The organism is Labedaea rhizosphaerae, assembly GCF_004362825.1.
GTDB lineage: Bacteria > Actinomycetota > Actinomycetes > Mycobacteriales > Pseudonocardiaceae > Labedaea > Labedaea rhizosphaerae.
On sequence record NZ_SNXZ01000004.1, the window covers coordinates 24,922 to 37,214 of the forward strand.

Annotated in this window: 10 protein-coding genes; 7 read left to right on the top strand and 3 right to left on the bottom strand. The window is 72.0% G+C overall.

The annotated features are described in order from the left end of the window. Nucleotides 1–95: 95 nt before the first annotated feature. The gene (locus EV186_RS22790; protein ID WP_424983193.1) at nucleotides 96–1,208 is read left to right on the top strand and encodes a polyprenyl synthetase family protein; all 1,113 of its coding nucleotides are present in this window, start codon (nucleotides 96–98) and stop codon (nucleotides 1,206–1,208) included. Further along, on the top strand, nucleotides 1,208–2,668 hold the full coding sequence (crtI, locus tag EV186_RS22795; protein ID WP_133851447.1) for a phytoene desaturase family protein: 1,461 nt from the start codon (nucleotides 1,208–1,210) through the stop codon (nucleotides 2,666–2,668). The genes EV186_RS22790 and crtI overlap by 1 nt, the downstream gene beginning before the upstream one ends. A gap of 91 nt (nucleotides 2,669–2,759) precedes the next feature. Here crtI and EV186_RS22800 read toward each other — a convergent pair whose 3' ends face one another. Then, entirely contained in the window at nucleotides 2,760–4,217 is a 1,458-nt protein-coding gene (locus EV186_RS22800) for a hypothetical protein (protein WP_133851448.1), read from the bottom strand. A gap of 472 nt (nucleotides 4,218–4,689) precedes the next feature. On the opposite strand from EV186_RS22800, the gene mptB reads away from it, so the two are divergent. Further along, nucleotides 4,690–6,114, top strand: a complete 1,425-nt coding sequence (gene mptB / locus EV186_RS22805) for a polyprenol phosphomannose-dependent alpha 1,6 mannosyltransferase MptB (protein ID WP_133851449.1) — start codon at nucleotides 4,690–4,692, stop codon at nucleotides 6,112–6,114. Continuing rightward, nucleotides 6,111–7,007, top strand: a complete 897-nt coding sequence (locus EV186_RS22810) for a phytoene/squalene synthase family protein (RefSeq protein ID WP_133851450.1) — start codon at nucleotides 6,111–6,113, stop codon at nucleotides 7,005–7,007. Before mptB ends, EV186_RS22810 begins: the two co-directional genes overlap by 4 nt. Here EV186_RS22810 and EV186_RS22815 read toward each other — a convergent pair. After that, the gene (locus tag EV186_RS22815) at nucleotides 6,989–7,354 is read right to left on the bottom strand and encodes an Rv2175c family DNA-binding protein (protein ID WP_133851451.1); all 366 of its coding nucleotides are present in this window, start codon (nucleotides 7,352–7,354) and stop codon (nucleotides 6,989–6,991) included. The genes EV186_RS22810 and EV186_RS22815 overlap by 19 nt on opposite strands. Before the next feature lie 95 nt (nucleotides 7,355–7,449). Between EV186_RS22815 and EV186_RS22820 the strand changes: the two genes are divergently transcribed. The 3 genes from EV186_RS22820 to EV186_RS22830 all read left to right on the top strand — a co-directional run bounded on the left by EV186_RS22820 (nucleotide 7,450) and on the right by EV186_RS22830 (nucleotide 11,443). Next, nucleotides 7,450–9,603 (top strand): Stk1 family PASTA domain-containing Ser/Thr kinase, encoded by a 2,154-nt coding sequence (locus EV186_RS22820; RefSeq protein WP_243754219.1) that lies wholly within the window; start codon nucleotides 7,450–7,452, stop codon nucleotides 9,601–9,603. Between the two features lie 101 nt (nucleotides 9,604–9,704). After that, entirely contained in the window at nucleotides 9,705–9,920 is a 216-nt protein-coding gene (locus tag EV186_RS22825) for a hypothetical protein (protein ID WP_133851453.1), read from the top strand. Nucleotides 9,921–9,964: 44 nt separating this feature from the next. After that, a complete protein-coding gene (locus EV186_RS22830; protein WP_133851454.1) occupies nucleotides 9,965–11,443 on the top strand; it encodes a flotillin family protein in 1,479 nt (492 codons plus the stop codon). A gap of 49 nt (nucleotides 11,444–11,492) precedes the next feature. Here the strand turns inward: EV186_RS22830 and EV186_RS22835 are convergent, their stop codons facing one another. Beyond that, nucleotides 11,493–12,278, bottom strand: a complete 786-nt coding sequence (locus EV186_RS22835) for a hypothetical protein (protein ID WP_133851455.1) — start codon at nucleotides 12,276–12,278, stop codon at nucleotides 11,493–11,495. Nucleotides 12,279–12,293: the final 15 nt, after the last annotated feature.

A 12,293-nucleotide genomic window follows, 5' to 3' on the forward strand; every position in this document is an offset into this window, starting at 1 on the left:
CGGGTCGCGAACTCCGCCGGGCGTCCCTGGACCGGTCGGCGGGGTTACCGGACCCCCGGTCGGCCGTGATCGGCGACACGGCGGACCATGTAGGGGTGCACACGGCGTCCGACCCGAAGTCGATCGACGACACGTTGCCCACCGCGGTCCAGGACGTGCTGGCCACGTACCTCGCGGCCAAGCGTGCCCAGCTGACGGCGGCGGAGCCGTCGGCGGGCGACGCCGTGGACGCGCTGGCCGACTTCGTGCTCGGCGGCGGCAAGCGCATCCGCCCGACTTTCGCCTGGTGGGGCTGGCGCGGCGCCGGTGGCGCGGCCGACGGCGCCGAAGCCGAGAAGGTGCTGACCGCGATCAGCGCGCTCGAGCTGATCCAGGGCTGCGCGCTGGTGCACGACGACCTCATGGACGACTCCGCGTTGCGCCGGGGCAAGCCGACCGTGCACGTCGACTTCGCCGGGCGGCACCGGGCGGCCGGCTGGCACGGCGACCCCGACAAGTTCGGCGCCGCGGCCGCGATCCTCATCGGCGACCTCGCGCTCGCGTGGGCCGACGACCTGTTCACCGAGGCGGGGCTCACCGCCGCTCAGCTGCTGGCCGCCGGCCCCGCGTGGCGCGGGATGCGCGCGGAGATGCTCGCCGGGCAGTACCTGGACGTGCTCACCCAGTCCGACGGCGGCGCGCCGCTGCCCCCGGCCGAGGCCGCCATGCGGGTCGCCCGACTCAAGACCGCCGCCTACACCGTGGAGCGCCCGCTGCACCTCGGCGCGGCGCTCGCCGGGGCCGGTGAGCGGACGGTCGGCGCGCTGCGGGCGTTCGGCGGCGACATCGGCGTGGCGTTCCAGCTGCGTGACGACCTGCTCGGCATGTTCGGCGACACGGCCGTGACCGGCAAACCGGCGGGCGACGACCTGCGCGAGGGCAAGCGCACGCTGCTGATCGCGGTGGCCGTCACCAACGCCGAGCAGGCCGGCCGGGACGCGACCGTCGAGATGATCCACGAGGCGCTCGGCAACCCGAAGCTGTCCGCCGACGACCTCGACCGGGTGCGCGAGGCGCTGGTCGACCTGGGCGCGGTCGCCGAGGTGGAGGCGCGCATCGAGCGGCTGACCGGGACCGCCCTGGAGGCGCTCGCGTCGGCCGAACTCGCCGCGCCCGCCGGGGACCGGCTCGCGGCCCTCGCCGACGCGGCGACCCGCCGGTCGTACTGATGCGCACGGTGCCGGGACGCACCGACCACGTTGTGGTGATCGGCGCCGGGCTCGCCGGGCTCTCCGCCACGCTGCACCTGCTGGGCGCCGGTCGGTCCGTGACGTTGCTCGAGGCGGCCGACGGGCCCGGCGGGCGCGCCGCGAGTTCCTTCGTGGGCGGGCAGCGGGTCGACACCGGCGCCACGGTGCTGACCATGCCCGAGTACCTCGACGACGCCCTCAACGCGGTCGGCGCGAAGCTGGCCGGGCGGGTCGACCTCGTCCCGTTGCACCCCGCGTACCGGGCCCATTTCGCCGACGGGGAGACGCTGGCGTTGCACACCGACGCCGACGCGATGGCCGCGGAGATCCGCCGGTTCGCCGGACCACGCGACGCCGATGGCTACCTGCGGCTGCGCCAGTGGCTGACCAAACTCTATGTGGCGCAACGGGATCGGTTCATCGCGACCAACTTCGACAGCCCGCTCGACCTGCTCGGCCCGCAGCTGGCCCGGCTGGTCGCGCTCGGCGGGTTCGGCCGGCTGAGCCCGGCGATCGCCCGGTTCCTGCCCGATGAGCGGCTGCGGCGGTTGTTCTCGTTCCAGTCGTTGTACGCGGGCGTGCCGCCGCAGCGCGCGCTCGCCGCGTACGCCGTGATCGCGTACATGGACACGGTCGCCGGGGTCTACTACCCCAAGGGCGGCATGGGAACGGTGGCCTCGGCACTCGCGGACGCGGCGGTCGAGGCCGGGGCCGACGTGCGGTACGCGACGACGGCGGCCTGGCTGGAGCGGGTCGGCGGGCGGGTGCGTGCGGTGCGAACGTCGACGGGGCAACGGATCCCGTGCGATGCCGTGGTGGTGACCGCGGACCTGCCTGCCGCGTATCGCTTGCTGGGCCTGACACCGCGGCGCCCGGTGGGACTGCGCTGGTCGCCGTCGGCGGTGGTGATGCACCTGACGGTGGATCACGAGTGGCCGGCGCTGGACCACCACACGATCTTCTTCGGCCAGGCGTGGGACCGGACGTTCTCGGAGATCACCAGCGGTTCCCTGATGACCGACCCGTCGTTGCTGGTGACCAATCCGGCCGCGACCGATCCGCGCCCCGGCGGCGGCCGACCGCTCTCGGTGCTGGCACCGTGCCCGAACCTGGCGACCGGCCGGATCGACTGGCCACGCGTCGGCCCGGCTTACCGCGACGAATTGCTGCGCACGCTGGCCGGGCGCGGGCTCAGCGGGATCGGCGACGCCGAGGTGCACGAGGTGGTCACGCCCGCGGACTGGGCCGCGCGCGGGATGGGCGCCGGGACGCCGTTCTCGCTGGCCCACACGTTCGCCCAGACCGGGCCGTTCCGGCCACGGAACCTGGTGCGGGGCGCGGAGAACGTCGTCCTCGCCGGGTGCGGGACGACGCCGGGCGTGGGGATCCCGCCGGTGGTGCTCTCGGGGAAGCTGGCGGCGGCGCGGATCGCCGACTGAGCCGTTTCACCTGATCGAGTGACGAACGTGCGTTCGAGGTTGTGGCACACTGGTCGAACACGGAACGTACCTTGTCAACTACACAGTGGCACTACTTCTGATCGCAGGCCACAGCCTGGCCTGCGGGGCAACGCTTGGCCGACGCACGGTAGTCGGCGATCAGCTGCTGCTGCGCCGCATAGGCGGTAGGGGCGTCGTTGGCCGTGGTGACCTGGTGGAACGCGCACATCCGGCCGGTCGCGGACTGGCACGCGTCCAGCTGCTGCGCGGCCTGGTCCCGCCAGTACCCGCTGGCCACGACGCCGTACTTCCACATGTCCCGCGCGTGGCCGCCCTTGGCGTGGTCGATGGCGTAGACCACGTACGCACCGTTCTTGGCCGGCTTGGCGGGCGCCTTGGCGGTGGCGTGCGCGTGCACGGCCTTGCGGTCGGGCGGGTCGGCCAGGCTCACCGCCGACCACTCGGCGCGGTACGGGTGCTGACCGGGCACCGAGTGCGCGTTCTGGTAGAACGCCGTCCACTGGGGTGAGGTGATCGTGCAGGTGGCGCTGATCTGCTCGCCGGGGGCCACCAGACCGGTCTGGGTGTCGCAGCGGCCGAGCGGCTTGCCGTCGCCGATCCAGTCGGCCGACACCGACACCCGCACGGCGACCTTGGCGCCGTTGGTCAGGTCGACGATCACCGCACAACTCGCCTGCCCGCACTCGGCGAAACGGTGCGAGCCCTCCTCGACGGGCGTGATCAGGTCGACCGGGGCCGCGAGGGTGGCCGCCTGCCCGTCGACGTCGCGGTAGAGGCTGGGGAGCGCGGCGGTCGCGTCGGTGAAGGCGAGGTCGAGGTCGCGGGCGGCCGACGGGCCGGCCTGGCCCACCGAAGCGAGCTTGGCGCCGACCACCCGGTGGGGCGCGGTCGGGGTCACGAACTCGGTACCGGCGCTCAGGTCGATGGCGAGCGCGTCCACCCCGCCGACCTTCTGGCGCCGGTTGGCCTCCGGCGGCTGCTGCGCGGTGGGAGCCGGGCCGTCGGCGAGCAGCTGGGCGAGCGCGGGTGGGCTGAACAGGTCCTCGATCTGGACGCCGAGCAGCGCGGGCGGCACGCTCACCCAGCGGTCGGCGACCACTGTGGACTTCGCGTCCGGGATACCAGGCAAAGCGGCCCAGAAAGCGGCGGGCCCGTTCAGGTAAGGCGTCTTGCTGAGCAGCACGACCTTGGCCCGCTGCCCGTTGACGGTGAGCGTGCCCAGCGCCTCGCCGGTGCTCGCCACCCGCAGGTCCACGGTCACCTTGTCGCCCGACAACGTGGTGAGCCCGCCGGTCACGTGCAACGCACCGGCCTCGGCGAGGTCGGTCAGCGACTGCCCGGCCACCTGCGCGGTGGTCGGCGGCGGCGGCGCGCCGACGCCGGCCTGCCCGGCGACGCTGCTGTCGCAGGCGGCGAGCAGCACGAGCGGCAGCACCACACCGGCCCCGCGTCTGACCCGCGGCCTGGTCCTCGACGTGACGGTCAGCCCGACGCCGAGCGGCCACCGGCGCGCACGGGCACGCGCCACCGGCCCTCGTCGCCGAACCCGCATCCGCCGCTCCCACCTGACCGGCCCAGATCACGTTTGGTCGTCCCCAGTATGGCCACCCGGTCGGCATGCCCGGTGCGGTTCGCCGAAGCGAGCCAACAATGTGGCGCAGTCAGTTTCCCGGATCCCGCAACGGCGCCGATGCCGACCCCTGCCACACAAACCCTGATCGCGTGGATTTCCGACATTCAGCCCTCATTGTCGCCGCGGTGCGAACAGCCCTGTGTCAATGACCCCTCTGTCAAATGGTCCTGTGTCAATGGTCCGGGTGCGGCGGCTCAGTCGGCGGGCAATACGGATTCGTTCGTCGCGCTCGGACCGTTGGACTTGACCGACGGCGCGGCCGCCGCCTTCCACCTGCCGGTCACCCCGGGACAGCCGGGCGCGGTGTACCTGGTGCGCCACCTGGGCATCCGGAGGCGTCCGGCGGGTGTGCGACGATGACCCCGCCATGCCAGCGTTCCCCCTGACCAGAGCCGCGATCGTCGGGTTCGGTGGTTCGCTGTTGACCGCCTTCGGCGCGGCCGGGGCGGGTGGGACACCGGTCGGCGACGGCCCGCTCGTCGGCACCCCGTTCGAGGCACTGCGCTACGGCCACGGCCAGATGCTCGCCGTCGGCTGCGTGTACGCGGGCGTCCTGGTCCTCGCCGTCGCATGGGTGCAACTGGGCATCGCGGTGCGGCACGGCGCCATCGACACGGCCGGGATGTTCCGCACGTCGGCCCTCTGGGCGCTGCCGCTGCTGACCTGCCCGCCGCTGTTCAGCCGCGACCTCTACAGCTATGTCGCCCAGGGAGCGCTCGCCGCGCACGGTCTCGACCCGTACACCACCGGCTCGTCGCGGCTGCCGCTCGCGCTGCACGAGAACGTGCATTGGGTCTGGCAGGACACGCCGACCCCGTACGGTCCGGTGCACATCATCCTGACCAGGGCGATCGCGTCGGTCACCGGCGAGAACGTCGTGGCCGGGGTGCTGCTGACCCGGCTCGTGTTCGCCGCGGGGCTCGTGTTGCTGGCCGCCGCGCTGCCGGGCATCTGCCGGGTCGTCGGCACCCGTCCGGAGTTCGCGCTCTGGTTCGCCGTGGCCAACCCGCTGATGCTCGTCCTCGTGCTCGGCGGCGGTCACAACGACATGCTGGCCATCGGGTTGCTCGCCGCGGCGACGCTGTTCGTGTTGCGCCGCAACCACTTCGCCGGCCTCGCGCTGCTGGCGCTCGCGGTCGCGGTCAAGGCCACGATGCTGGTGGCACTGCCGTTCCTGTTGTGGTCGGTGTCCCGGCGCCTGCACCTCGCGGTCGGGAAGGCGCTGGCCGCGATGGTGCCGACGTTCGTCGTGGCCACGGTGCTCGCGGGCCACGGCTTCGGCTGGGTGCAGGCGCTGGGCTCGACGTCGCTGATCGTGAACTGGATGTCGCTGCCCACCGGGCTCGGCGAGGTGCTCGGGCAGGCGCTGAGCCTGGACTGGGGCGACCGCGAACTGCTGATCGAGTGCATGCGGGCGGTGGGGATGGCCACCCTCGCCGTCCTCGTGGTGGTGTTGTGGTGGCGCTCGCGGTCCGGCGCGCCCGCGGTCGTGCTGCGTAACGCGACGTTGGCGTTGACCTTGGCCGCCATCCTGCTGCCGGCCACCCTGCCCTGGTACTTCAGCTGGGCGATCGCGCTCGGCGCCGTGCTCCCGTGGTCTGCGGTGTCGTGGACCAGGGCCCGCCTGGCCTGCGCGAGTGCCGGGGCGGTGTGGCTGGTGGTGTGCGACTACCCGACCGGTGAGGCGGCGGTCTACGACTGGAACTACGTCGGCATCACCCTCGCCATCGCGGCCCTGATCGGGGCGGCGGCGGTCTACCTGGAGCCGGAACGGGTAGAGGTGGCCGTGTGACTGAGTTGTCCGCGGCCTACGCGGCCTGCCGGGAGATCAACGCGGCGCACGGCCGCACCTACTACCTGGCGACCCGGTTGCTGCCCGCCTCACGCCGGCCGGCCGTGCACGCGCTCTACGGGTTCGCGCGGCTGGCCGACGACATCGTGGACGTTGTGGACACCCCGGGCGCGGACCCCGCGGCCCGATTGGACGAACTGGCCACGGCGGTGAAGGACGCGTTCGCCGGGCGCCCGAGCACCCCGGTGCTGCTCGCGCTGGCCGACACCGTCCGCCGCTACGGCATCGACCAGGGGCTTTTCGACGACTTTCTGGCGTCCATGCGAATGGACCTCGCGGTGACCGGCTACGCCACGATGGCCGATCTGTCCGCCTACATGCGGGGGTCGGCGGCGGCCATCGGCCTGCAGATGCTGCCGGTGCTGGGCACCGTCGGTCCCGAGGAACCGGCACGGGCGCCGGCGCGCGCACTCGGCGAGGCGTTCCAGCTGACCAATTTCCTGCGGGACGTCGGCGAGGACCTCGACCGCGGCCGGCTGTACCTGCCCGCCGACGAGCTGGCCGCGTTCGGCGTCGACCGCGACCGGCTGGTGTGGGCGCGGTCGAGCGGCAAGCCAGACCCGCGGGTGCGCCGCGCCATCGCCCACCTCGTCGGGTACACGCGGGCGGTCTACCGGCGGGCCGAGCCGGGGATCGCGCTGCTGCGCCCGGAATCACGCCCGTGTGTACGGGTGGCGACGACGCTCTACCGCGGCATCCTCGACGAGATCCAGGACGCGGGCTACGAGGTGCTCAACCGCCGGGCCGTGGTCCCGCTCGGGCGCAGGCTGCGGGTCGCGGGCACAGGTCTGCTGCGGGCCCGCTGGCACGACCTTCAGAACCCGAGGGCCTGAGCGCGCCGCTTGACCTCCCGGCCGCGGTTGGACCGCAGCGCGTCGATCGGCGTGCCCGGCAGCGACTCGTCGGGGGCGAAGAGCCAGCGCAGCATCTCCGTCGGGGTGTAGCCGGCGTCCCGCAGGAGCGTCAGGGTCCCCGAGAGGCCCTTGACCGGTTCCGAGCCGTCGATGAGCACGGCGGGCATGCACAGCTGGCCGGCACGCCGCATGGCGATCAGGTGTCCGTCGCGAACGGACTGGTAGATCCGGCTGACGGGCACCCCGAGAGCCGTTGCAACCTCCTCCACGGGGAGGACGTCTACCTGGGGGTCGAGCACGTCGTCAGCGGTTGGGATCGAACTCACGCTCGACACAATGCCACAAGCCCTGCTCACGACAAGGCGACCAGATGTCCGACACCCGCCACGCGAGCGCCGGGACCTCCGTACGATCGTCAGTTGTGGAGGACCGGGGTTCCAGCCTGATCGGCACGCTGCTGGACCAGCGCTACCGCATCGACGGGCTGCTGGCGCGTGGCGGCATGTCCGCTGTCTACCGCGCGCAGGACACCCGGCTGGACCGTCCCGTCGCCGTCAAGGTGATGGACGAGCGGTTCGTCGCCGACAAGTCGTTCGTCGACCGGTTCGAGCAGGAGGCCCGCTCAGCCGCCCGCATCCACCACCCGAACGTGGTCGCCGTGCACGACCAGGGCGTCGACGGCGACAAGATCTACCTGGTGATGGAGCTCGTCGACGGCGGGACGCTGCGCGACCTGCTGGAAAGCGGTCCCCTCTCGGTCGAGTTGGCGTGCGCGATCCTGGAGCCGGTGCTCGCCGCGCTGGGTGCCGCGCACCGCTCCGGGCTGGTGCACCGGGACGTGAAGCCGGAGAACGTGCTGATCGGGCGCACGTCCTCGGGCGGGAGCGTGGTGAAGGTCGCCGACTTCGGCCTGGTCCGCGCGGTGTCCGGCTCGAGCATGACGCAGGGCAGCGTGATCATGGGGACGGTCGCGTACCTCTCCCCCGAGCAGGTCACCACCGGCACCGCGACCGCCCGCGGCGACGTCTACTCGGCGGGCATCGTGCTCTACGAGATGCTCACCGGCCGGCCGCCCTACGTCGGCGACACGACGTTGTCGGTGGCCTACCGGCACGTCAACGACGACGTCCCCGCCCCGAGCACCGTCGCGCCGACCATCCCGGCCGCGGTGGACGAACTGGTCGTGCAGGCCACCCGTCGCGACCCGGCGGACCGGCCGATGGACGCCGACGAGTTCCTCTCGGCGTTGCGCCGGGTCTGCTCGGCGCTGGCGATCCGCCCGGTGCGGGTGCCGATCCCGGAGCACGAGAACGAGAAGACCATGCCGGTGTCCGGTGCGATCGCGGCCGGCGCGGGTTCGGCGCAGGGCTCCGTGCAGGGTTCGCTGGACGGCGCGCTCGCCACCCAGGTGACGGGTCAGGCCACCTCCGTCGTGGCCCGGCCGAAAGCCGTGCACACGGTCGGCATCGGCCCGCAGGGCACGCGCACGATGGCCCGGTCCCAGTTCGACGCGTTGACCGAGCGCCGGCCACCCGTGCGCCCGCAGCCGATGCGGCCGAACCCGCCGAACTACCCACCGCCCAACGGTTTCCCGCCACCCGGTGACGACTACGACGACGGCTACAACGGCTACGACGGCTATCCGGAGACCGGGGCGCAGCCCGAGCAGCGCGGCCGGCGCAAGGGTCTGCTCATCACCCTCATCGTGGTCGGCGCGTTGCTGCTCGGTGCGGGCGGCACAGCGACGTGGTGGTTCACCAGCGGCCGCTACAGCACGGTGCCCTCGGTCGCGGGCAAGACGCAGGAAGAGGCGCTGAAGGAGATCTCCGACGCGCACCTGACCCCGAGGCTCGCCGACAAACCGAGGCTGGACAACAAGATCCCCAAGGGCATCGTGATCAGCACCGACCCCAGCGGGGGCCGGCTGCTGCGTGGCACGACGGTGACGTTGGTCGTGTCGGGGGGCAAGCCCGTCGTGCCGAACATCGGGCAGGGCGCGGATCCCAAGGACGCCGCGAAGGCGCTGGCGGACGTCCAGCTCGTCGCGAAGAAGGATCCGGCGAAGGACGAGTACAACCCGAACGTGCCGCAGGGCAAGGTCATCCGGGTCGACCCGCGGCCGGGCAGCGCGCTGGACATCGGCACCGACGTGTTGCTCGTGCTGAGCAAGGGCCCCGAGCCCAAGCCCGTGCCCGACGTGGCCGGCATGGATCACGACCAGGCGTTCCAGACGTTGCAGACCGCCGGGTTGACCCCCGTCGACGGGCCCGCGGAGTTCTCCGCCGACGTCGACGGCGGCAAGGTCATCCGCACCGACCCGCCCGCCAACACGATGCTCGACTCGTCGAACACGCAGATCACGGTCATCTCGTCGAACGCGGTCACCGTCCCGGACCTCGGCCAGCAATTGGTCACGGACGCGCAAAAGGCGCTGACCGATCTCGGGCTGACCGTCCAGGTGGTCAACGTGTCGGGGCAGGCGGGGAACCCGGGCAGCCGGGTCTACGCCCAGTCCGCGCCGCCGGGCTCCCGGGTCCAGCCGGGCTCGCAAATCGTCCTCACTGCGTTTCCATAACGGATAGGGCGATCCGAAACCCCTGAGGGCATCGCCGCGTCCTATGCTCGCCGGACAGTTCACGCCCGGACAGTTCCGGGCGCAGCGCCAGGGGGAGGACCATGATCGGCAGCCGGGGCCGGGTGACCGGCACGATAGGCCCCGGTCTGATCGGTGAGGTCCTGATCAGTGTTCGGGGCGGTGTCGAGGCGTTCTACGCCTACCCCGCCGACCCGGACACGAAGATCACAATCGGTACGCAGGTGCTGGTGGTCGACTTCGACGAGCCCAACACGGTCTACGTGGAGCCGTGGCGGCCGACCAGGCTGACCGGCTGAGTTCCAAGCGGTATACGGCTTTTCACATTCAGAGGGGGCTCGTCGTGTCGAGCACACTATTGGTGGTCATCGGCGGCGCGATCGTCGTCTTGATCGTGCTTTTCGCGTTGCTCAAAGCGTTCTACAAAGTCGCTGAGCCGAATGAGGCGCTCATCATTTCCGGCCTCGGCATCAACCAGCAGCGCACGGGCACCGAGGACAGCCTGAAGTTCAAGATCGTGACCGGGCGCGGTGTCCTCGTGCTGCCCGGTTTCCAGACCGCCCGGCGGTTGTCGCTGGACACCCGCGGCGCCAACCTCGAGGTGTCGTGTGTGACCAAGCAGGGGCTGCCGGTCACCGTGCGCGCGGTCGTCATCTACAAGGTGGGCGACGACTTCTCGCTGATCGCCAACGCGGCGCGGCGCTTCCTCGACCAGCAGGACGGCATGAACAGCACGATCCACGAGCTGTTCTCCGGTCACCTGCGCTCGATCGTCGGTGGCCTGACCATCGAGGACATGATCCACAACCGCGACGCGCTGACCGGTGAGATCCGGCAGTCGTCGGCGGCCGAGATGATCAAGCTGGGCCTGGTCGTCGACTCGCTGCAGATCCAGGAGATTGACGACGAGTCGGGCTACATCCTGAACCTGGGCAAGCCGCACGCGGCCGCGGTCGCCGCCTCGGCCCGCATCGCGGAGGCGCAGCGCGACCAGGAGGCCACGCAGGCCGAGCAGATCGCGGCCGCCGAGAAGGCCGGCGCGATCCGCGAGAGCCAGATCAAGCAGGCCGGCTACACCGCCGAGGTGGACCAGGCCAAGGCGAAGGCGTCGCAGGCCGGCCCGCTGGCCGAGGCGACCGCGCGCCAGGAGGTCGTCGTCCAGGAGACCCGCGCGGCCGAGCTGGAGGCCGAACTCTCCGAGCAGCGCCTGCAGTCGCAGGTCCGCAAGCCCGCCGACGCCCGCGCGTACGAGACGAGGACCACGGCCGACGCCGAGCGCGACGCGCAGATCGCCCGCGCCCAGGCGCAGGCCAAGGAAACCGAGCTGCGTGCGGCGGCCGACGCGACCAAGGTCAAGACGGCGGCCGAGGCGGAGGCCCAGGCGACCCGCGCCCGCGGTGAGGCGTCGGCGGCGGCCACGAAGGCGACTGGTCTCGCCGAGGCCGACTCGGCCAGGGCCAAGGGTCTCGCGGAGGCCGAAGCGGCGAAGGCGAAGGGTCTCGCCGAGGCCGACGCGATCAAAGCCCGGTCGGACGCGCTGGCGGAGAACCAGGAAGCGGTCGTCGCGCAGCAGCTGGCGGAGAAGTGGCCGGAGATCGTGGCCGCGGGTGCGCAGGCGCTGGGCAACATCGACCACATGGTGGTGCTGAACGGCGCCGACGGTGTGTCGGACATCTTCGCCAAGGCGCTGTCGCTCGGCGGCACCGGCCTCGGCCTGGCCCGCCAGCTGATGGAGGGCATGAAGGTCAAGGACACGGACACGCCGCCGACCAACGGTGTCGTCCCGACCTCGCTGACCGGCACGGAAACCAAGATCGACTAGTGGGTTCCGGCAAAGGGGCGCTTCCGTTGCGGGAGCGCCCCTTTCGCTGTCAGACGAGCTCGGCGGTGATCGACTCGTCCCACCCGCGGTAGCGCAGCATGGGCGCCTCGCCACCTTCGGGGACGAACTCGATGTCGCAGCCCGCGGCCCGGCCGATCGCGCGCAACAGCACACAGAATTCCGCGAACGACTCCTCGGTCACCTCGGGCAGGATCGGCGCGACCAGCACGTCCGACTCCCCCGGGTAGCACTCCAGCCCCAGGTGCGGTTTGGCCCGCAGCTCGTAGCGGACCACACCGTCGAGGTCTTCGCGGTCGACGGCCCAGCCCGCTTCGGTCACCCGGTCGAGCAAGCCCTGCCACTGCCGCGGTCCGAGGCGCACCAGCAGGCCGTCGGCGCGCGGCAGCTCCGCCCGCAGGAAGTCGCCGAACTCCGCCCACGACGGCACATCCACCGACGGCACCACGATCCGGTCCGCGCCCGCGTCGTAGCGCAGCAACTCCCAGTCCGACCCGCCTTCGGGGACCAACCGCACGTCGTTGCCGAACGCACGGCCGAGGTCGGCCAGCACCGCGCAGAGCACGTCGAGCCGCTCCTGGTCACGCACCTCGCGCAGGTCGACGTCGAAGGTGATGCCTTCGCCGTCGCGGCGGAAGAAGTTGAGCTCCATGCCCGGGACCGGCCGGACGTGGTGGACCTCTTCGTAGTGACCGGGTTCCGCGTCCCAGCCGCGGGTCCGGACCAGGTCGAAGAAGGCCGGCCAGTCGTCCGGACCGGTGCCGGTGACGTACCCGTCCGGCAGCGTGCCCCGCTCCGGGTCGAGCAGGGCAGCCACCCGGTCGAACCGTGG

Bases quoted from the DNA above. Each gene is read 5' to 3' on its own strand.
- mptB (WP_133851449.1), top strand. From the start codon at position 4,690: ATGCCAGCGTTCCCCCTGACCAGAGCCGCGATCGTCGGGTTCGGTGGT.
- EV186_RS22825 (WP_133851453.1), top strand. From the start codon at position 9,705: ATGATCGGCAGCCGGGGCCGGGTGACCGGCACGATAGGCCCCGGTCTG.
- crtI (WP_133851447.1), top strand. From the start codon at position 1,208: ATGCGCACGGTGCCGGGACGCACCGACCACGTTGTGGTGATCGGCGCC.